17 protein-coding genes are annotated in these 20,957 nt (G+C 68.2%); 9 read left to right on the top strand and 8 right to left on the bottom strand.

From position 1 onward, the window contains the following. Positions 1-11 precede the first annotated feature (11 nt). The 4 genes from nrdR to ACFQGD_RS20860 all read left to right on the top strand — a co-directional run bounded on the left by nrdR (position 12) and on the right by ACFQGD_RS20860 (position 5,268). Positions 12-512: a transcriptional regulator NrdR gene (gene nrdR / locus ACFQGD_RS20875; RefSeq protein ID WP_345397352.1), complete on the top strand. Its 501-nt coding sequence runs from the start codon at positions 12-14 to the stop codon at positions 510-512. 45 nt (positions 513-557) lie between these two features. Next, positions 558-3,398, top strand: coding sequence for a vitamin B12-dependent ribonucleotide reductase (locus tag ACFQGD_RS20870; RefSeq protein ID WP_345397349.1), 2,841 nt, complete (start codon positions 558-560; stop codon positions 3,396-3,398). A gap of 178 nt (positions 3,399-3,576) precedes the next feature. After that, entirely contained in the window at positions 3,577-4,005 is a 429-nt protein-coding gene (locus ACFQGD_RS20865) for a CBS domain-containing protein (protein WP_345397346.1), read from the top strand. A 123-nt stretch (positions 4,006-4,128) separates the two neighbouring features. Beyond that, positions 4,129-5,268, top strand: a complete 1,140-nt coding sequence (locus tag ACFQGD_RS20860) for a DUF4192 domain-containing protein (protein WP_345397343.1) — start codon at positions 4,129-4,131, stop codon at positions 5,266-5,268. On the opposite strand, the gene galE is transcribed toward ACFQGD_RS20860, so the two are convergent. Further along, positions 5,269-6,240 (bottom strand): UDP-glucose 4-epimerase GalE, encoded by a 972-nt coding sequence (galE, locus tag ACFQGD_RS20855; protein WP_345397873.1) that lies wholly within the window; start codon positions 6,238-6,240, stop codon positions 5,269-5,271. 172 nt (positions 6,241-6,412) lie between these two features. Beyond that, positions 6,413-7,111 carry a metal-dependent transcriptional regulator gene (locus tag ACFQGD_RS20850; protein WP_345397340.1) on the bottom strand — a complete coding sequence of 233 codons (699 nt, stop codon included), beginning with the start codon at positions 7,109-7,111 and terminating at the stop codon, positions 6,413-6,415. A gap of 115 nt (positions 7,112-7,226) precedes the next feature. Between ACFQGD_RS20850 and ACFQGD_RS20845 the strand changes: the two genes are divergently transcribed. The 4 genes from ACFQGD_RS20845 to ACFQGD_RS20830 all read left to right on the top strand — a co-directional run bounded on the left by ACFQGD_RS20845 (position 7,227) and on the right by ACFQGD_RS20830 (position 13,419). Further along, positions 7,227-8,069: a sulfurtransferase gene (locus ACFQGD_RS20845; protein WP_345397337.1), complete on the top strand. Its 843-nt coding sequence runs from the start codon at positions 7,227-7,229 to the stop codon at positions 8,067-8,069. A gap of 61 nt (positions 8,070-8,130) precedes the next feature. After that, positions 8,131-9,312 (top strand): acetoin utilization protein AcuC, encoded by a 1,182-nt coding sequence (locus ACFQGD_RS20840; protein WP_345397334.1) that lies wholly within the window; start codon positions 8,131-8,133, stop codon positions 9,310-9,312. A gap of 14 nt (positions 9,313-9,326) precedes the next feature. Next, a complete protein-coding gene (locus tag ACFQGD_RS20835) occupies positions 9,327-12,065 on the top strand; it encodes a bifunctional acetate--CoA ligase family protein/GNAT family N-acetyltransferase (protein ID WP_345397331.1) in 2,739 nt (912 codons plus the stop codon). Positions 12,066-12,576: 511 nt separating this feature from the next. Continuing rightward, on the top strand, positions 12,577-13,419 hold the full coding sequence (locus ACFQGD_RS20830) for a M23 family metallopeptidase (RefSeq protein ID WP_345397328.1): 843 nt from the start codon (positions 12,577-12,579) through the stop codon (positions 13,417-13,419). A 60-nt stretch (positions 13,420-13,479) separates the two neighbouring features. On the opposite strand, the gene ACFQGD_RS20825 is transcribed toward ACFQGD_RS20830, so the two are convergent. The 4 genes from ACFQGD_RS20825 to ACFQGD_RS20810 all read right to left on the bottom strand — a co-directional run bounded on the left by ACFQGD_RS20825 (position 13,480) and on the right by ACFQGD_RS20810 (position 19,034). After that, positions 13,480-15,129 carry a fumarate hydratase gene (locus tag ACFQGD_RS20825; RefSeq protein WP_345397325.1) on the bottom strand — a complete coding sequence of 550 codons (1,650 nt, stop codon included), beginning with the start codon at positions 15,127-15,129 and terminating at the stop codon, positions 13,480-13,482. 419 nt (positions 15,130-15,548) lie between these two features. Next, positions 15,549-16,583: a sigma-70 family RNA polymerase sigma factor gene (locus tag ACFQGD_RS20820; RefSeq protein WP_345397322.1), complete on the bottom strand. Its 1,035-nt coding sequence runs from the start codon at positions 16,581-16,583 to the stop codon at positions 15,549-15,551. 511 nt (positions 16,584-17,094) lie between these two features. Continuing rightward, entirely contained in the window at positions 17,095-17,520 is a 426-nt protein-coding gene (gene dtd, locus ACFQGD_RS20815; RefSeq protein ID WP_345397319.1) for a D-aminoacyl-tRNA deacylase, read from the bottom strand. Further along, on the bottom strand, positions 17,517-19,034 hold the full coding sequence (locus ACFQGD_RS20810) for a DUF7782 domain-containing protein (RefSeq protein ID WP_345397316.1): 1,518 nt from the start codon (positions 19,032-19,034) through the stop codon (positions 17,517-17,519). The genes dtd and ACFQGD_RS20810 overlap by 4 nt, the downstream gene beginning before the upstream one ends. A gap of 121 nt (positions 19,035-19,155) precedes the next feature. Between ACFQGD_RS20810 and ACFQGD_RS20805 the strand changes: the two genes are divergently transcribed. Then, positions 19,156-19,482, top strand: a complete 327-nt coding sequence (locus tag ACFQGD_RS20805) for a DUF3099 domain-containing protein (RefSeq protein WP_345397313.1) — start codon at positions 19,156-19,158, stop codon at positions 19,480-19,482. Positions 19,483-19,513: 31 nt separating this feature from the next. Here the strand turns inward: ACFQGD_RS20805 and ACFQGD_RS20800 are convergent, their stop codons facing one another. Continuing rightward, positions 19,514-20,083, bottom strand: a complete 570-nt coding sequence (locus ACFQGD_RS20800; RefSeq protein WP_345397310.1) for a hypothetical protein — start codon at positions 20,081-20,083, stop codon at positions 19,514-19,516. Further along, positions 20,080-20,868, bottom strand: a complete 789-nt coding sequence (locus tag ACFQGD_RS20795) for an alpha/beta hydrolase (protein ID WP_345397307.1) — start codon at positions 20,866-20,868, stop codon at positions 20,080-20,082. The genes ACFQGD_RS20800 and ACFQGD_RS20795 overlap by 4 nt, the downstream gene beginning before the upstream one ends. Between the last annotated feature and the right edge of the window lie 89 nt (positions 20,869-20,957).

Here is a 20,957-nt window from a genome sequence, read left to right as displayed (position 1 = left end):
TGGCGAAGCACATGCGGTGTCCGTTTTGCCGGAACGCGGATTCGCGTGTTGTCGACTCCCGGGAGGTCGATGACGGGCAGGCGATCCGGCGGCGCAGGTCATGCTCTGGCTGCGGGCGTCGGTTCACGACATCGGAGACGATGGTGCTCGCCGTCGTGAAGCGCTCCGGTGTCACCGAGCAGTTCAGCAGGGAGAAGGTCGTTCGGGGTGTGCGGCGCGCATGCCAGGGGCGGCCGGTCAACGACGATGACTTGCAGCAGCTCGCGCACCGCGTTGAGGAGTCGATCCGATCGGCGGGCCTCGCCGAGATCCCGAGCCACGAGGTAGGGCTGGCGATCCTTGGCCCGTTGCGGGAACTGGACGGGGTCGCCTATCTGCGGTTCGCGAGCGTGTACCGGGCGTTCACATCGATCGAGGACTTCGAGAAGGAGATCGCCGATCTACGGGCGGCGATGACGACCGGTGGGGCCAACCCAGCGACGGACAGCGGCACCAGTGACGACAGCAGGTAGCGAACGGCGTGCGGACGTCCCGTGCGCCGCAGTGAGGGAGAAGGCATGACGGAGACCGTGGGCGTGAAGACCACGTCGGGCAAGAAGCGCAAGGCAGCGAGGGGGCTGACGGTACGGCGTGTGTTCACCACGGAGGGAGTGCATCCCTACGACGAGGTCACCTGGGAGCAGCGTGACGTCGTGATGACGAACTGGCGGGACGGCTCGGTCAACTTCGAGCAACGCGGCGTCGAGTTCCCCGAGTTCTGGTCAGTCAACGCGACCAACATCGTGACCAGCAAGTACTTCCGTGGCGCCGTGGGCACCGAAGCGCGGGAACACAGCCTCAAGCAGCTGATCGACCGGGTCGTGAAGACCTACACGCTCGCGGGTATCGAGCACGGTTACTTCGCCACCGACGACGACGCGGAGGTGTTCGAACACGAACTCACATGGATGCTGTTGCACCAGGTCTTCAGCTTCAATTCGCCGGTGTGGTTCAACGTCGGTACCCGGTCGAAGCAGCAGGTGTCGGCCTGTTTCATCCTCTCGGTCGACGACACCATGGAGTCGATCCTGAACTGGTACAAGGAAGAGGGCCTGATCTTCAAAGGCGGTTCCGGCGCGGGGCTGAACCTGTCGCGGATCCGGTCGTCGCGGGAACTGTTGCACTCCGGCGGCACCGCGTCCGGTCCGGTGTCGTTCATGCGCGGCGCGGATGCCTCGGCGGGCACCATCAAGTCCGGTGGTGCCACACGCCGCGCGGCGAAGATGGTCGTCCTCGACGTCGATCACCCCGACATCGAGGAGTTCATCCAGACCAAATCGCGGGAAGAACTCAAGATCAAGGCGCTGCGTGAGGCCGGGTTCGACATGGACCTTGGTGGCGGGGACATGGCCTCGGTGCAGTACCAGAACGCCAACAATTCGGTGCGTGTCACCGATGAGTTCATGCGGGCCGTCGAAGGTGGCACCGACTTCGGGTTGCGCGCCCGCACCACGGGCGAGGTCGTCGACGAGGTCGACGCGAAGGAGCTGTTCGGCTCGATGGCCAAGGCGGCGTGGGAATGCGCCGATCCGGGGCTGCAATACGACGACACCATCAACGACTGGCACACCTGCCCCGAGACGGGCAGGATCACGGCGTCGAATCCCTGCTCGGAGTACATGCACCTGGACAACTCCAGCTGCAACCTCGCGTCGCTGAATCTGATGAAGTTCGTGGCGGACGACGGCACGTTCGACGCCAAGCTGTTCGCGAAGGCCGTCGAGTTCGTCATCACCGCGATGGACATCTCGATCTGCTTCGCCGACTTCCCGACCGAGGCGATCGCCGACACCACTCGAAAGTTCCGCCAGCTCGGCATCGGCTACGCCAACCTCGGTGCGTTGCTGATGGCCACCGGCCATGCCTACGACTCCGAGGACGGTCGGTCGCTGGCGGCGGCGATCACCTCGCTGATGACGGGTGTGTCCTACCGCCGGTCGGCGGAGCTCGCCGGTGTGGTTGGCCCGTACGAGGGCTATGCCCGCAACGCCGAGGCGCACCAGCGGGTGATGCGCAAGCACGCCGCGGCCAACGACGAGATCAGGGCGCAGCACCCGAATGACAGCGCGATCCGCAAGTTGGCCACGGAGGAGTGGCAGCGTGGCATCGAGATCGGCACCAAGAACGGCTGGCGCAACGCGCAGGCCAGCGTGCTGGCACCCACCGGCACGATCGGCTTCATGATGGACTGCGACACCACCGGCATCGAGCCGGACTTCTCGCTGGTCAAGTTCAAGAAGCTGGTTGGTGGCGGCTCCATGCAGATCGTCAACCAGACGGTGCCCCGCGCGTTGACCTCGCTGGGTTACCAGCAGGAGCAGGTCGAGGCGATCGTCGAGTACATCGCCGAGCACGGTCACGTCATCGACGCGCCTGGCCTGCGGCCGGAGCACTACGAGGTGTTCGACTGCGCCATGGGTGAGCGCGCCATCGCCCCGATGGGCCACGTCCGCATGATGGCGGCGGTGCAGCCGTTCCTGTCCGGCGCGATCTCCAAGACCGTGAACATGCCGGAGTCCGCCACGATCTCCGACGTCGAGGAGATCTACTTCCAGGGCTGGAAGCTGGGACTCAAGGCGCTGGCGATCTACCGGGACAACTGCAAGGTGGGCCAGCCACTGTCGACGGGCAAGTCGGAGAAGGCGGCGTCGGAGCCGGACGAGTCGGAGAAGGTCGTCGAGTACCGGCCGGTGCGCAAGCGGCTGCCGAAGAAGCGGCCAAGCCAGACGGTGTCGTTCACCGTCGGCGGCGCCGAGGGTTACCTGACCGCGGGCTCCTATCCCGACGACGGGCTTGGCGAGATCTTCGTCAAGCTCGGCAAGCAAGGCTCGACGCTGGCCGGTGTGATGGACGCCTTCGCGACGTCGATCTCGGTGGGCCTGCAGTACGGCATCCCGCTGGAGTTCTACGTCAGCAAGTTCCAGAACTTGCGGTTTGAGCCCGCTGGGATGACCGACGACCCGGACGTGCGGTTCGCGACCAGCGTGCTCGACTACCTGTTCCGCAGGCTGGCGCTGGACTACCTGCCGTATGAGAAGCGGGAGCAGCTCGGCATCTTCACCGCGGCGGAGCGCTCGTCGGCACTCGCGGGTGAGGACGCCGGTTCCGGCGAGGACGAAGTCGATCTGGACGCGCTGCGCGGCAGCGTCGAGTCCAGCAGCATCAGCGCGGCGAGCGAGACCGAGTCCTCGGAGGACACGTCGGACCTCGCCGGCGCGCACACCACGACGGAGCTGATGGAGCTGCACCTCGGCAAGGCCGCCGACGCGCCGCTGTGCATGACCTGCGGCACGAAGATGCGGCCAGCGGGCTCCTGCTACGCCTGCGAAGGCTGTGGCGCCACGTCGGGCTGCAGCTGACCGGTATGCCCAGTTGATCACGCTCAGCGCCGGGGGCACGCTACACCGCCGCCCCCGGCGCTGAGCTGCGCAAACAGTGATCCATGCCGCTTTGTGACGCTTCTGGTGTCTTCCGTGGGCAGCCGAGGGCGGGTTAACCTGCTGTGAACCATGTCACGCCAGGAGTGGAAGGTGTTCGATGCGGATCGCCGACGTACTGCGTAGTAAAGGCACCGAGGTAGCGACGATAGCCCCTACGGCCACCGTGTCGGAGCTGCTCGCGAAACTAGCGGAAAGCAACATCGGGGCCATGGTCGTGGTGGGGGACGACGGTCTCGCGGGCATCGTGTCCGAGCGGGACATCGTTCGGCGCCTGAACGAACGCGGGGCCAACGCGCTGCACGCCCCGGTCTCGGAGATCATGACGACCGACGTCTCTACCTGCAGGCCGGACGAGACCGTTGACCACCTCACCGTGCTCATGACGGAACGCAGGATCCGGCACGTCCCGGTCATGTCCAACGGGCGACTCGTCGGCATCGTCAGCATCGGTGACGTCGTGAAAAGCAGGATGAACGAGCTAGAACACGTCCAGGAGCAGTTGGAGGCCTACATCGTGCAAGGGTGAGCTAACCGGCTCACCGCGCGGGAGAGTGCGTCGCGTTATCCACAGCGCGCACTCATCCACAGGCCGTAGCGACCTTGCGGCAACCCTCGTGTCGGAGCCGTGCCCGGCAGCAGGCTGGAGCGCATGACTCATCACGACACCGACCGCCCCGACGGCCGCGACACCAGCACCGACCCCACGACGCGCCAGACGCCCGTGATCACCCTGACCGGCGTCGGCGACACGCTCGCGGCGATCCCGCACCTCCTTGGCTTCCATCCGACCGACTCGGTCATGCTGCTCAGCGGCACCCAACGCGGCGCACCGCTGAGCCGCACCATGCGCGCCGACCTGCCACCGGACCACCTCGTCGATGTCGTGGCGCACGACATCACGGCGTCGCTCGCGGACGACGACGTTTCCTCGGCGCTGCTCGTGATCGTCGGTGGTCACGACGGGTGTGCCGAGGGTGGCGCCGCCAGTGGTGGCGTACGGGGTGGTGATGGCAGTGCTGGTGAGCTGCCGCCGTGCGCTCGGCTGGTCGACGCGCTGCGACGTAACCTCGCAGTCCTCGGTGTCACCGAGGTCGCCGCGTACTGGGTGCCGGAAATCGCCGCTGATGTCTGGTACCGCAGCTACGATGACGCGACACGCACCGGTGTCGTGTCCGATCCCGCGAGCAGCGTGCTCGCGGCCGAGTTCGCCAGCAGGGGATATGTGACCTACGGCAGCCGTGCCGAGCTGGCGTCGCTGCTTGCCCCGGACGGCGAATCGGAGCTCGCTCGCCGTGCGGAACTCATCGAGACGCTGCGCGCCGACGTGGTCGAGACGTGGCCGCGGGCCGCCCGTGTCGCTGTCGTCCGAGACGCGCTCAGTGCCGCCGGTGAAGGAGACCTCGCGTTCTCCGACCGCCAGCTGGCGACCCTGGCGATCGTTCTCGCGGACGTTGAGATCCGGGACGCCTGCCTGGCGACCGCGCTCCCGCCGGATTCCGATCTCGCGTTCGCGGCGGCCTCGCTGTGGGGGGAGCTGACACGCGCCCTCCCCGCGCCCGAGCGTGCTATCCCCGCCTGCCTCGCCGGGTACGCGGCATACATGGGCGGCAACGGCGTGCTGGCCGCGATCGCGTTCGACGCCGCTCTCGACGCGGACCCGGACCACACACTCGCCGGGCTGCTGGACAGAGCGTTGCGACACGGTTTTCCACCGCGCCAGCTTCGCCCGCTCGCCACTCATGACACCGTCGGACTGTGCGCGGGGGAGTGGCTGCGCGACTCCGCCTAGTTACCGCTGCGCGAACTTCCACGCGTCGGCGACGATGCCGGTCAGATCGGCCCGTTCCGGTTTCCAGCCGAGCTCCGCCTGTGCCCGCTCACTGGACGCGACCAGCACGGCGGGGTCACCCGCGCGTCGCTGCGCGACCACGGCCGGGATCTCGTGGCCGGTGACCTCGCGACAGGCGTCGATGACCTGCCGTACCGAGAAACCGGTTCCGTTGCCGAGGTTGTAGATCGTGTGCTCGCCCGCCGCGGCGTTGGCCAGGGCGAGCAGGTGCGCGTCGGCGAGGTCGACCACGTGGATGTAGTCGCGGACAGCGGTGCCGTCGGGTGTCGGGTAGTCGTCACCGTAGATCTGTACTTGCGCGCGGTCCCCGGTGGCGACCTGCAGCACGATCGGGATCAGGTGGGTCTCGGTGGTGTGCCGCTCGCCGTAGCGGCCGTACGCCCCAGCCACGTTGAAGTAGCGCAGGCTCACCGCCGCAAGGCCGTGTGCGCGGGCGTAGCTGGTGATGGCGTGGTCAATGGCCAGCTTGGTGGCACCGTAAGTGTTGGTCGGCTCAGCGGGCGCCGACTCGGCGATGGGGGTCTCCTTCGGCTCACCGTAGGTGGCGGCGGTGGAGGAGAAGACCAGTTTCGGGGTGCCGTTGGCGCGCATCGCGTCGAGCAGTCGCAGCGAGGTCAGCACGTTGCCGTGCCAGTAGCCGCTCGGGTCCTGCATCGACTCGCCGACAAGGGACTTCGCCGCGAAATGCAGCACGCCGTCGAATCCGTCCGCCAGAAGCGTGCTTGCCACCTCAGCGGCGTCGCCCTCGATGAAGCGCGCGTCGTCCGGCACGGCGTCGCGATGCCCGGTGGACAGGTCGTCGACGACGGTCACCTCGTGGCCCGCCTCGAGTAGCCGAGCCGTGCAGACACTGCCGATGTAGCCCGCTCCACCGGTGACCACCAGCTTCTGACGGGTTCCTTCGTTGTCGATCACGATCGTGCCTTTCGCCGCGTAGCTGACCTCCTGGTCGGCAGACCGTACCGTGCCGGGAGGATCGTGCGAGGTGCGCCCTTCGCTACCCGCGGGTGGTACCACCCGCGGGTCAAACGTGGTCGCCACCGAACCTGGGTCCGCCCGGACGAGCCGGGATGAACTCCGACACTCAGGCGGGCACGGCGAGTACCGCGTGCAGCACCTCGGCGTCCACTTGCAGCGCGTTGCCGTCGCCCGAGATCTCGATGTCCGCTGCCTTCGCGTTCGTCGGCTTTACGACGTTCACCGTCCCGCCGGGAACCAGGCCCACCGAACGCAGCCGGGCCATCAGCCGCTCATCGATCTGGACATGCTCGGCGATCCGCCGGATCTGAGCGGAACCACCACCGGATCGAGCGAACTCATCGAGTCGCACCAGGCCCGACTCGGCGGGTGGCGCCGGTTCGCCCACACCCAGCTTGTCGAGACCGGGGATCGGGTTGCCGTACGGCGATGTCGTCGGGTTGTCGAGCAGCGCGACGAGCTTGCGTTCGACCGCCTCGCTCATGACGTGCTCCCAGCGGCACGCCTCGGCGTGCACGTGCTCCCACTCCAAGCCGATCACGTCGACAAGCAGCCGCTCGGCGAGCCGGTGCTTGCGCATCACGGCCACCGCGAGGTCCCTGCCATGGTCGGTTAGCTGCAGGTGCCGGTCTCCAGCGACGACGACCAGCTTGTCGCGCTCCATCCGCGCTACCGTTTGGCTCACGGTGGGACCGCTCTGCTGCAACCGTTCCGCGATCCGCGCCCGCAGCGGCACGACACCCTCTTCCTCGAGCTCGAAGATGGTGCGCAGGTACATCTCCGTGGTGTCGATCAGCTCATTCACGGGACACAACCTTTCGTCACGTCTTCATGGTAGTCGTCGGTGCCGCGATGCACGTGGCTGGTAACCGTCCGGCGGCGTGCCGGGCTAAGCCAGGAGATACGGAAGAATCGGCATTATGCATCCGCTGATCAGCACGTCAGAACTCGCCTCACGCCTCACATCGACGAAACCGCCTGTGGTACTGGACGTGCGCTGGCGGCTAACTGGCCCTCCCGGACACGAATCATACTCCGAATCCCACCTGCCCGGCGCGGTGTTTCTCTCCATCGACGACGACCTCGCCGGCGCGCCGGGGGAGGGCGGCAGGCATCCGTTGCCGGAGCCCGCCGACCTCCAGCGCACGTTGCGCGAAGCCGGTATACGCGACGACAGCGTCGTAATCGCCTACGACGACGCGGATGGTTCCACGGCGGCGCGTGCTTGGTGGCTGCTGCGCTGGGCGGGTCACGCCGATGTCGCGGTCCTCGACGGTGGCTTCGCCGCCTGGACGGAAGAGGACAGGCCGGTCACCGCCGAGGTGCCCGACCCTGAGCCCGGCGACATCGTCGTCACACCGGGCGCGATGCCGGTGCTAGGCATCGACGCGGCGGGCACGCTCGCCAGGCACTCCGTATTGCTCGACGCGCGAGCGCCCGAGCGCTACGCGGGCGATACCGAACCGGTCGATCCCCGTGCGGGCCACATCCCCGGCGCCGTCAACGCCCCGTTCGCCGCGCATCTCGGCGAGAACGGCCGCTGGCTCCCGGCCGACGAGCTCGCCGCACGATTCACCGCGCTCGGCGTCACCGACGACCGGCCCGTCGGAGCGTACTGCGGGTCAGGGGTGACCGCGTCGTCCGTGGTGCTCGCCCTGGAAGCGGCCGGGCGCCGTGAGCCCGCCGCGCTTTATCCGGGATCGTGGTCACAGTGGAGCCGTGACCCGCGGCGCCCAGTCGCCACTGGGAGTGAGCCGAGGTGAGTGCCTGGCACGCCGACCGAGGTGTGCGGCGAGTGCGGCACCCTCCCGATACCCTGTCACGGTGCCTACCCCGACCGATGCCGCAGTCGTGTGGAACTCGGCCCTGCTCGACTATGACCTCGGCGGATCGCATCCGCTCAACCCCGTCCGGCTTGACCTGACCATCCGGCTCGCAAGCGAGCTCGGCGTGCTGGACGGCATCTCGTTGCTGGTGCCGGAACAGGCCCCGGAGTCCGAGCTACTGCGCACGCACAGCGCCGAGTACCTTGACGCCGTCAAACGCGCGCCCGACGTGCCGTACGACGTCGGTCACGGCCTCGGCACCGACGACAACCCGGTGTTCGAGAACATGCACTCGGCCGCGTCGCTGGTGGTCGGTTCCAGCTTGCTCGCCGCGAACCAGATCGCATCCGGCGCCACCGACAGGGCGGTCAATATCGCGGGCGGGCTGCACCACGCGATGCGAGACAGCGCGGCCGGCTTCTGCATCTACAACGACTGCTCGATCGCGATCTCGTGGCTGCTGGACAACGGTTTCGACCGTATCGCCTACATCGACACCGACGTCCACCACGGCGACGGCGTGCAGGCAGCGTTCTACGACGACCCCAGGGTGCTGACGATCTCGCTGCACCAGCATCCGATGACACTGTGGCCGGGCACCGGGATGCCGAGCGAGTCCGGCGGCGAGCACGCCCCAGGCGGGTCGGTGAATGTCGCGCTGCCGCCGATGACCTCCGACGCGGGCTGGTTGCGGGCGTTCGACGCCGTCGTCCCCTCGCTGCTGGGTGCCTTCCGGCCACAGCTACTCGTGACCCAGTGCGGGGTCGACTCGCACCGGGACGACCCGCTCGCCGATCTGGCGTTGACCGTCGACGGTCACCGTGCCATTTACCAGCGGCTTCGCGACCTGGCCGTGCACCATGCCGGCGGCAAGTGGCTCGCGCTCGGTGGGGGCGGGTACCAGCTGGTCAAGGTGGTGCCGAGGTCGTGGACGCACCTGCTGGCGACCGCACTCGGCAGGGATCTCGCCCCGGACACCCCGATGCCGCAGGGGTGGTTGCGGGCGGTGCGCGCGGCCGCTCCTCGGCTGGAGCTGCCCACCACGCTGTCCGACGGCGGTGACCCGGCCTGCCAGCCCTGGGGTGGCGACTCCGAGCACCGGGTGGACGAGGCGATTACCAGCACCCGCCGCGCGGTATTCCCGCTGCACGGGCTCGACCCCGACGATCCGAGGGACTAGACCGAGGGACGACCATGACCACCGCACCGAGCGTTGCCGGTCCCCGCGACCCGTACGACTACCCGCGCCGGTGGGAAGCCGATGTCGTGCTCGCCGACGGCCGCACGGCCCACCTGCGGCCGATCGTGCCTGACGATGCCGACGCCATCGTCGCCTTCCACGGCAAGCTCTCCGACGAGACCCGCTACCTGCGCTACTTCGGCGCGTACCCGAGGATCCCGGAGCGGGACCTGAAGCGGTTCTCCGTCGTCGATCACTACAACCGGGTGGCGTTCGCCGCGCTACTCGGCGGCGAGATCGTCGCCGTTGGCAGGTATGAGCGACTGGACGGGGGGCCGAGTGCCGAGGTCGCGTTCGTCGTCGCCGACGCCCACCAGGGCAGAGGGCTCGGCTCCATCCTGCTGGAACACCTCGCCGCGGCCGCGGCCGAGTGCGGTATCGAACGGTTCGTCGCCGAGGTGCTCGCGGAGAACCGGGCGATGGTGCGGGTGTTCGCCGAGGCGGGGTACCAGGTCAGCAAGGAGCTGGACCACGGCGCGCTTCACCTGGAGTTCGACATCGACCCCACCGAGGAGTCGCTCGCGGTCGCAAGGGCACGGGAGCAGGCCGCCGAGGCGCGTAGTGTGCACAACCTGCTGCATCCCCGTTCGGTCGCCGTCATCGGCGCTTCCCGTGACCCGTCGAAGATCGGCTACGCGGTGTTCACCAACCTGCTCACGGCCGACTTCGCGGGCACCGTCTACCCGGTCAACCCAGCGCACGAGTCGGTGCGCGGTGTCAGAGCGTATCCCTCTGTCGTCGATGTGCCTGGCGAGGTGGATCTCGCGATCGTCGCGGTGCCCGCCGAACAGGTCTCCGACGTCCTCGACGGTGCGCTCGCCAAGGGCGTTTCCGCGCTGGTGATCGTGTCGGCGGGCTTTGGTGAGAGCGGGCCGCACGGCCTGCACGCCGAGCTACAGCTGGTCGGCGAGGCGCGAGCCCACGGCATGCGGGTCGTCGGCCCGAACGCGCTCGGTGTTCTGAACACTCATCCCTCGGTGCGGTTCAACGGTTCGCTCGCGCCGGTGTTGCCGCCGCGCGGCAACACCGGGTTCTTCTGCCAGTCTGGTGCGTTGGGCATCGCGATTCTCGCGGACGCGCAGCAGCGCGGGCTTGGGCTGTCGACGTTCGTCTCGGCGGGCAACCGCGCCGATGTCTCCGGCAACGACCTGCTGCAGTACTGGGAGACCGACCCCAACACCGACGTGGTGCTGCTGTATCTGGAGTCGTTCGGCAACCCGCGCAAATTCGCGCGGCTGGCACGCAGGCTCGCCCGCAGCAAACCGATCGTCGCGGTGCGATCCGGGCGACACGCCGTGCGCCGCGAGCTGGCGGCGACGTCGGCCAACGTGGACGAGGCCAGTGTGCAGGCGCTGTTCGAGCAGGCAGGGGTGATCCGCGTGGACTCGCTTGCTCAGCTGTTCGACACCGCGCTGCTGTTGGCGAATCAGCCGCTGCCGGAGGGACCTAGCGTGGCGATCGTCGGCAACTCGGCGGCCATCGGCGCGCTGGCCGCCGACACCGCGATGGCCCAAGGGCTGACCCTCGCGTTCGACCCGGTCGACGTCGGCGCGCAAACCGGCCCGGAGGAGTTCGCCGCCGCCGTTCGCGACGCGCTGCACGACCCGGACGTCGACGCGCTCGTCGTCGTGTTCGTGCCACCGCTGGCGATCGCCGGTACCACCTACGCGCGTGCGGTGCGCGATGTCGCCACCACCGCCGCGCAGCACGCCGCGAAGCCGATCGTGTCGACGTTCCTCGCGGTGGAAGGCGTGCCGGAGGAACTCGCTGTGCGCGGTGAGGAGGGCACGCCCACACTGGGTTCCATCCCGTCGTATCCCAGCCCTGAGCGGGCGGTGACGGCGCTGGCCAGGGTGATCCGCTACGCCGCGTGGCGGCAGCGCCAGACCGGGTCGTATGTACGCCCGGACGGACTGCACCCGGAACACGCTGGTCAGGTGGTGCGGGCGGCGCTGGACGAGCCGAGCGACTCCGATGGCGACACCGGCTCCGAGGAGGTCTACCACTGGCTGACCGACGCGCGGTGCCAGGAGCTGCTGAACTGTTACGGCATCGACGTGGTGCCGTACGAGCGGGTGAGTTCGGCCGACGACGCCGTGGCCGCCGCCGAGCGGCTCGGCTACCCGGTCGCGGTGAAGTCAGTGGATCAACGACTCAGTAGGCGCCCCGACCTGTCCGGCTCCCGGCTGGACCTGCTCAGCGACGACGGCGTGCGCACCGCGTACGCCGACCTGCTCGCGATGTCCGGAATGCCCGACGTGTATGTGCAGCGCATGGGGCCGAGGGGCAGTTCATGCGCGATCACGCTGCAAGACGATCCGTCGTTCGGGTCGCTCGTCACGTTCGGGCTGTCCGGCGTGCTCGGCGACTTGATCGGAGACCGGTCCTACCGCGCGGTGCCGCTGACCGACACCGATGCCGCCGACCTGGTGCGGGAGCCGAGAATGGCGCCGCTGCTGGCGGGCTACACCGGTGACGAACCCGCCGACCTCGCCGCGTTGTCCGACCTCGTCCTGCGGGTCGCGGCGTTGTCGGAGGACATCCCTGAGGTGCGGGCGCTGGAGCTGGACCCGGTGATCGCCACCCCCGACGGCGCGACGGTCATCGGCGCGCGCATCGCCGTCGGAGAGCCGCCCTCGCGGCCGGACAGCGGGCCTCGCAGGCTGCGCTCCATCGACGAACCGGTCGAGTAATCCGCCTTCTGGGCGACGAGGCGGGTCGCGCGCGCCACACCCATGGCATGACGTCCGTCACGTCGCGCAACCTTTTCGGCGTGGCGGCTTGCGCTTCGTAGTGAGCTACCCAAGGTAGCTGATCACCCTGCGTGCACGACGCTCCATTCTCGACGGTGTGGCTGTCGTCGTCCACATGGGAACGCGGTTTTCGTTGCTGCGCAAAGGAAATCCCACGACGTCGATGGCATGTCCGAGGTAAGACCCATGTTGGGCGCGGATCGGCGTTGCTGGCGCGCTGATCGGGTAGGGCGCGATCGTGACCAGGGTCAATGCCGTTACAGGTCACCTGAAACGGTGTGAGCGCCGTCATGTCCAAGGTTTGCCGCCTCTGATCGCGCACGGTTACCGTCGCTCGGCACGTCACGGTTCGGTCACGACATAGGCACGGTCGTCGTTATGCGGCGCGCGGGCCGCCGGGATCCCCCGCCCGGTGTCGAGGCCGGACCTCCCCGAGACGGAAGGCAGCAGCATGCCCGCGACATCCCCCGACGGTGACAGACAGTCCCCGGCGCCGCAGGTCGGTGAAGGCCAGCACGCGGACGCCGGGACCTCCATCCGCACGGCGATCCTGCCGCCGCACCGCCAGCTGATGGCGGCTCTGCTGGCCGCGAGCGCCCTCGTGCCGCTCAGCCAGCCCGCCGAAGCGCAGGAGAAGCCCGTGCCGGAGTACGGCAACGTCGCCCTCAAGGCGTTCGTGCGGCAGCCGTCGCCGGAATCACCGGCGCCCGCGCCAGTATCGGACGCCACCGAACTGCACCAGATCGACCTCGCCGTGAAGGCCGAGGAGGAGCGCCAGGAGCGCATCGAGCGTAAGAAGGCCGAACGCCGCGCCGCGAAGGCCAAGGCGGAGGCGAAGCGGGAAGCCGAGCGCGAGGCGGCCGAGCGCGCCAGGAAGCGCGCCGCCGCCCGGCGCGCCGCCGCGAAGCCCGACTTCGTGCGGCCCGCGTCCGGCAGGCTGACGTCGGGTTTCGGTGCCCGATGGGGTACCACCCACACCGGCATCGACATCGCCAATGACATCGGCACGCCGATCGTGGCCGTCGCGGACGGCACCGTGATCGAAGCGGGCCCGGCCAGCGGCTTCGGTCTGTGGGTGAAGGTGCGCCACGATGACGGCACGGTGACCGTCTACGGCCACATGAACAGGATCACCGCGTGGACCGGGCAGCGCGTCCGTGCGGGACAACGGATCGCCACCATTGGCAACCGGGGCTACTCAACCGGGCCACACCTGCACTTCGAGGTGTGGGTTGGCGGGTCGACCAAGGTCGACCCGCGGGGCTGGCTCGCCGCGCGCGGCGTGTCGGTGTGAGGAGAGATGAAGGGCGTCTCCGCAACACTTCGCGTTGCGGAGACGCCCTTCACAACACGCCTATCGGAACGAGATCTGCAATACCGGCTCCGACGTGGCGTCAAAGAAGTCGTTGCCCTTGTCGTCGACGACGATGAACGCGGGGAAGTCCTCCACCTCGATCCGCCAGATGGCTTCCATCCCCAGCTCGGGGTACTCCAGCACCTCGACCTTCTTGATGCAGTCCTGTGCGAGCCTGGCGGCGGGGCCGCCGATCGAGCCGAGGTAGAACCCGCCGTGCCGCTGGCACGACGCGGTGACCTGCTTGGAGCGGTTGCCCTTCGCCAGCATCACCATCGAGCCGCCAGCCGCCTGGAACTGCGCGACGTAGGAGTCCATCCGGCCAGCCGTCGTGGGCCCGAACGAGCCGGACGCGTACCCATCAGGGGTCTTGGCCGGTCCCGCGTAGTACACCGGGTGGTCCTTGAGGTACTGCGGCATCTCCTCGCCCGCGTCGAGCCGCTCGGCGATCTTCGCGTGCGCGATGTCGCGGGCCACGACCAGCGGGCCGGTCAGCGACAGCCGCGTCTTCACCGGCAGCTGGGTCAGCGTCGCGCGGATCTCGTCCATCGGCCGGGTGAGGTCGATCGAGACGACCTCGTCGGACAGGTCCTCGTCGGTGACGTCGGGGAGGAACCGCGCCGGGTCACGCTCTAGCTGCTCGATGAACACGCCCTCCGGCGTGATCTTCGCCTTGGCCTGGCGGTCCGCCGAGCAGGACACCGCGACACCGACCGGGCAGGACGCGCCGTGCCGGGGCAACCGGATGACTCGGACGTCATGGCAGAAGTACTTGCCGCCGAACTGCGCGCCGATGCCGAACTGGCGGGTCATCTCCAGCACTTGCTGCTCCAGTTCGACATCGCGGAAGGCGTGACCGAGCTCCGAGCCCTGGCGCGGCAGGTTGTCGAGGTAGCGGGCGGACGCCAGCTTGGCGACCTTGAGGTTGTACTCGGCCGACATGCCGCCGACGACGATCGCGAGGTGGTACGGCGGGCACGCGGCGGTGCCAAGGCTGCGGAGCTTCTCATCCAGGAACCCGGCGAGGCGCTTCGGGTTCAGCACCGCTTTGGTCTCCTGATAGAGAAACGTCTTGTTCGCGCTGCCGCCGCCCTTGGCCATGAACAGGAATTCGTACGACGGCACCTCGCCCGGCTTGTGGTACAGCTCAATCTGTGCGGGCAGGTTGGTGCCGGTGTTCTTCTCGTCCCAGAACGTCAGCGGCGCCATCTGCGAGTACCGCAGGTTCAGCTCCTGGTAGGCATCGTAGATGCCGCGTGCCAGTGCGCGTTCGTCGTCACCGCCGGTGAGTACCTGCTCGGTGCGCTTGCCCACGACGATCGCGGTGCCGGTGTCTTGACACATCGGTAGCACACCGCCCGCCGAGATGGCGGCGTTGCGCAGCAGGTCCATGGCGACGAACCGATCGTTGCCGCTTGCCTCCGGGTCGTCGACGATCGAGCGCAGCTGCGCCAGGTGCGAGCCGCGGAGCAGGTGCTGGATGTCGGTGATCGCGGTCTTCGCGAGCCGGGTCAGCGCTTCCGGCTCGACTTCGAGGAACGTGCGGCCAGCCGCTTCGACGACCCGCACGCCCTCGTCGCTGATCAGGCGGTACTCGGTGGTGGTGTCCTCAGCAAGCGGGAGGACGTCGCTGTACTCGAAGGTGGTCACGGCTGTGCTGGCTCCCTAGTCATGCGCTGCGCTCCGGTTCGGGTAGCTCAGACCGTACCGCGCGCGACGTCGTGGCATCGGTGACCACCCGGCGCGGGTGTGAGCCAGTACGGCTCCGGTAGTCGGAAGGCCGGGCCCACCCCGACGGACCCGACCTTCCGGGGAACGCGGCAGGCAGTCGTGCCCAACCACGAAGACCTACCCGTAACCGGAGGCGACGCTGCCGCACCGCCTACAGACCGTGCCGTGATCGCGGCCACAAGTCAACGGCCGATCGGGTTTCCTCGTGTGCGCGCGGTGTAATCAGCCCCTGTCGGAGCGGAGTCGCGGCGGTCAGCCGCCGTCAAGCCACGGCATCGCTACGAGGTAGCCAGATATCGACGGGTCGCGTGCGAGCGGATGCCTTGGGGGTGGCGGTCTCAGCTGGCGTAGGCGCGGAGCCGGTCGGCGCGCTCGCCCTGCCGCAGCTTGGCCATGACCTCGCGCTCGATCTGGCGGACTCGCTCGCGGGAGAGCCCGAAGTGCCTGCCGATCTGGTCGAGTGTGCGTGGCTGACCGTCGTCGATACCGTAGCGTAGCCGGATCACGTGCTGCTCCCGCTCTTCCAGCGTGCCAAGCACCCGCCGCAGGTCGTCCTGCAGGATGCCGGAGATCACCGCGTTCTCGGCGTCGGTCGCCTCTGAGTCCTCGATGAAGTCGCCGAGCGGGGCGTCCTCCTCGGTGCCGACCGGCATGTCGAGGCTGACCGGGTCGCGGGCGTGGTCGAGTAGCTTGGCGATCTTCTCCTCTGGAATGCCGGACTCCTCGGCCAGCTCCTCGTGGGTGGCCTCCCTGCCGTACTGCTGGTGCAGGTCGCGCTTGATGCGGCTCAGCTTGTTGACCTGCTCGACGAGATGTACCGGAAGGCGGATGGTGCGTCCCTGGTCCGCCATGCCGCGTGTGATGGCCTGTCGGATCCACCACGTGGCGTAGGTGGAGAACTTGAAGCCCTTGGTGTAGTCGAACTTCTCCACCGCGCGGATCAGGCCGAGGTTGCCTTCCTGGATCAGGTCGAGCAAGGGCATGCCGCGGCCGGTGTAGCGCTTGGCGAGCGAGACGACCAACCGCAGGTTGGCCTCGAGCAGGTGGTTCTTGGCCCGCTGGCCGTCGCGCACGAGCGCGGCCAGTTCCGATCGGCGTTCGCGGGACAGGTTCTCTTCGGTGTCGAGCACGTGCTGTGCGAACACGCCAGCCTCGATCTGCTTGGCGAGGTCGACCTCGTCCGCCGCGGTCAGCAGTGCCGTCTTGCCAATGCCGTTCAGGTACACGCGTACGAGGTCGGCTGCTGGGCCTTGCGCGTCGAGATCTGGTTCGTGCTGCGGACTCGGTTGGATCGGCACGACCGTAGTCACGTCAGCCACGTCAGCCTCGATCGGCGTGTCGCGCGTCTCGCGGTCGAGAGTCTTCACGGACATGCTCAGCCTCCCCTTGCACCCTGGCAACAGGCGTGGACGGACACCCCGTCCCACGGTCCGGCCACCTCAAGTGCCGGACACCTTGAACAACGTTGCGGTCGCGGTATTCGTTCCCGGAGTGATTAAGTTTTCCGACTGTGTTCCCGAGAACACCCTCGACCAAACCTTAAGTTTCGCTGAGAGTGCTGGTCGCGGCGTCGAGATCCACCTAGTGCACACCTTCCTGCTGGTCAGTGGCCACGTTTTCACTGTCCGTGACGTCGATGGTGGGCGTCGGCGGCCTCCGTTGTGCGATATGGGTGAGAGTGCTTGGCGTCAGTAACGTGACGGCGGTCCATAGCGGCCGTGATCTGTCCGTGATCGGGGAGCGGACACGTCATCGGATCAGGTGTGATGGTTGATACCTGTCGAACCTGTGTTCCCTCGCGGCCATTCGTAGTCGACGTGACTGATTGGTCCGTTACCCGCGTTGGTGACGGCCAGGTGGTGCGGGTTGGACGCGAGCCGGGTGTCATGCCTCGACGAGCACCGTGAAGGGACCGTCGTTGACACTGTGGAGCCGCATCATCGCGCCGAAACGGCCTGTCTCCACCGTCGCACCCCGTGTGCGGAGTTCGGTGACAACAGCGTCGACCAGAGGCTCGGCGTGCTCGGGCCGGGCGGCTGCCGTCCAGGAGGGCCGCCTGCCCTTGCGGGTGTCGCCGTACAGCGTGAACTGGCTGACGACGAGCAGCGGAGCATCCACCGACGCGCAGGATTCCTCGTCGCGCAGCACGCGCAGTTCGTGCAGCTTGCGGGCCATGCGAGGCACCTGCTCGGCGGTGTCCTCGGTGCTGATGCCGAGCAACACGAGCAGTCCCTGGCCCGCGATCTGGCCGACGATCTCGTCGTCGACGATCACGCTCGCCTCGGTGACCCTGGTCACTACCGCCCTCATGTGGTCGCCTCGCTGGCGGGCACCAGCATTCCGTGCCGGACGAGTTCCCGGACCACCGGCAGCGCGGCGTCGGTCAGCTCGTCGATCGGCTCGCCGTGCGCCGCCGCGAGAAGCTCGAGCAGATCCGACAGCGGCAGCGCGCCCCGGCAACCCGCCAGCAGCGCCGTGACCAGCTCGTCCACCTCATGCTGCCAACCGGGTCCGTCGGTGCGGTGAAGCCTGCGGATCGTCGGCTGCCAGCCCTCGTCACCCGGTGCCGCGATCTGCTCCAGTACCACCGAGTCCGGCACCACGAGCCGCTCGGCGAGCACGTCAGGGTGTTCGCGCAGCCAGGTGACCCGGTCCAGCCACGCCGCGGCCTCGCCGCCGAGCGGGTCGTCGTAGGCCTGTCGCAAGTCCTCGCACAACACTGTGGGGTTGTCGATGTCGCAGCGACGTAGTGTGACGAAGCCGAAACCGACGCCGTCGACCTTGTTCTCGGCGAACCAGTCCAGCCAGGTCGCCGCCTGCTCGCGTCCGAGCGGAGAGCGAGGGTCGATACCCGCGTCACGCAACCAAGTACCGACGTAGAGGCCGGGGTCGGCGATGTCGCGCTGCACGAACCAGGCGTCGACACCGGGTGGCACCCAGCCGCTCACCCGGTCGATCCAGTCCTCGCCGTCGCGGTGCAGCCACGACGCGAGCACGTGTCCGGTGCCGCCCGGCTCAAGGAAGCCTGGCAACTGCCGGACGACGAGCGCGCTGGCGTCGTCGCCGCCAAGCCCGGAATCGCGGTAGGTGAAGTCGACTCGCGCCGGACCGACGACGAACGGGGGATTGCACACGATCTGGTCGAACCGCCGACGCGCGACCGGGGTGAACCACTCGCCCCGCGCGAGTTCGACGTCCAGATCGTTGAGAGCGAACGTGGCCGCCGCGAGGGCCAGCGCGCGCTCGGAGACGTCGGTCGCGGTTACTCGCTCGGCGTGCCTGCTGCCGTGCAGCGCCTGCACGCCGTTACCCGTGCCCATGTCGAGGAGAGACCCCACCGGACGTCTGCTCGTCGCCCGCACCAGGCTCATCGATGCTTGCCCGATGCCAAGCACATGGTCGGTCGACAGCTCGCGATCGAGCCAACGGCGGCGCTCCGGCTCCAGGTCTGAGATCACCCACCATGAGCCGTCCTCGTCACCGTGGGGGCGGACGTCGAACCCAGCTCGGACCGCGTCGCCCTCGCCGCGCAGCAGCCCGGTGCCGAGCGCTTCGTCGAGCGACACCGGCGCGAGGGCCGCCTTGGCGTCGGTCGCGGACTCCGCGCTGCCGAGTAGAAACAACCGGATCACCGTGCCGAGCTCGCCCGCGTCTCGGCTCGCTCGGTACGCCAGCTCTGGTTCGTCCCTCGTGAGTGCGGCGTGCGCGAGACCGCCGATGGCGGCAAGGACGCCGTCCGCGTCGTATCCGATGCGCAGGAAGGCTTCGCGCAATCGCGCGCAGAAGTCGGGAGGGATGTACGGCTGGAATCGCGGTGCGGTCACGGCGTTTATCGTGCCAGTGTGACGGGCATCCCGCCGCGCGGGCGTCTTGCGGTCCGACTATCGGAACCCCGGCTTGACCGGCGTAGGGTTGGGAGAAAGCAGCGAGCGGAGGTGGCGTCTGATGAGCAGGTCCGGCGACGGCAGCACCGCCAACGGCGACCCGGTGCTGATCACGGCCGCGGCCCGTTCCTACGACGACCAGCATGCCGAACGCAAGCGCAAGTACGCGATCATGATGGGGTTGCGGTTCCCATGCCTGATCCTGGCCGGGATCTTCTACCAGACCTGGTGGCTGGCGCTCGCGTTCATGGTGCTGTCCGTGCCGCTGCCGTGGATCGCCGTGCTCATCGCCAATGACCGGCCGCCGCGCAAGTCGGAAAAGGTCAACCGCTACGAACGCCCCGCGCGGGCGCTGGAAGCCCGCGAGCATCGCGTCATCGATGGCTGAGCTGGCGCTCGGGGTGAGCTAGCGCCGGGCCTCATACCTGCGCGCCGTTGTCCGGGTCGGCTCCTGGCGGGCGGTTGTCGTCGCGGGCGCGCAGCAGCAGGAACCCGAGTCCCGCCGCGAGCGAGAGCATCCCAAGCGGCGTCGCCACGTTCACGCCGATGCCGATGATGTGCGGCGCGACAAGCAGCACGAGGCCGACCACGACGAATAGCGCCACGATTCCCATGCTGCGGCTCGGTTTCGGCAGCGGCGGCGGCTCGGGCGGCACGAAATGCTCGTCGTCATCATCGGTTACCGAGTCCGAATCGGACAGCATCGTCTCGTCCCAGCCGACCTCGCTGGCGCGCCAGTCGCTCGTGGCGGGACGGGGGTGGGACTGTTCCTGTCCGGTGTGGTTTCCCGTGCGGCCCTCATGCCGGTCGGTGTCGTCCTCACCGTCTAGCCAATGGTCCTCGTCGGGCCCGTCGTCGGACGACGGCTCGTCTGGCCGTTCCGTATCGATGCGTGCGCCGACGCCCTCCGCCCTGAGATCAGCGACGATCTCGCCGAAGATCGCGTCGACGTCGTCCTGGCCGTTGGGATCCTTACCGGTCCTGCTCATGTCGCGCCCAGTTCGGTGCGTAGCCTGTCGGTCCTGGCTTCATGTATACGCTTCACGAACGCCAGGCTCCGCTCGAATATTTCCGGTGCGTCATGGTCGAGCGTCGCCACATGATAGCTGCGGGGCAGCTCCACCTCGGTGATGTCGGTGCTGGCGACCTCCGCTGCCACGATACGTGCGTTCTCCGGCTCGACGACATGATCAACGCGCGAACGCAGCAACAGCATGGGTTGCCGCACCAAGGGCAGGTCGGCACGTACCAGCCGCCACAGTTCGGCGAGACTGGCCGCCGCGCGCAGCGGTACCCGGGTGTAGCTCAACTCGGCGGCACCCGGCTTGGCGATGTCGCCGCCGACCCCGGAAATCGATGGCCACAACCGGGACAGCACCGGAAGGAGCCGCGCTTCCTTGCGTCGTGTCATCACCGAGGGGTTGACCAACGTGATGCCGGCGACCGCGTCGCCGAACTCCTGCGCGAGTCGCAGTGTCAGGGTGCCGCCCATCGATTGCCCGAACACGAACACGGACGAGCACGACGCGAACAGCGAGGTGGCCTCGTCGCGTACGCAGGTGTACCAGTCCCGCCAGGTCGTCCGGTTCATCTCCTGCCACGTCGTGCCATGACCCGGCAGCCGCGGCCCGCGCACCGTCAGGCCGGCGTCGGCGAGGAACTCGCCCCACGGTCGCATGCTGGCGGGGGTGCCGGTGAAACCGTGGCACAACACCACACCGATCTCGGAGGAGCCGGAATGCATGAACGGCTCAGCACCGGACAGAACTGGCATACCGGACTCTACCTCTCATGGCGCACTGCTGTGGTTCCATGGTCGCACGGACCACAGGCGTGGTGAGCCCGCCCACGCGGGGTATCCCA

The sequence above is a fragment of the Haloechinothrix salitolerans genome (genome assembly GCF_042662605.1).
GTDB classification, from domain to species: domain Bacteria; phylum Actinomycetota; class Actinomycetes; order Mycobacteriales; family Pseudonocardiaceae; genus Haloechinothrix_A; species Haloechinothrix_A salitolerans.
Note: the sequence above shows the minus strand (reverse complement) of the source record. Positions and strands in the feature narration are given on the sequence as shown.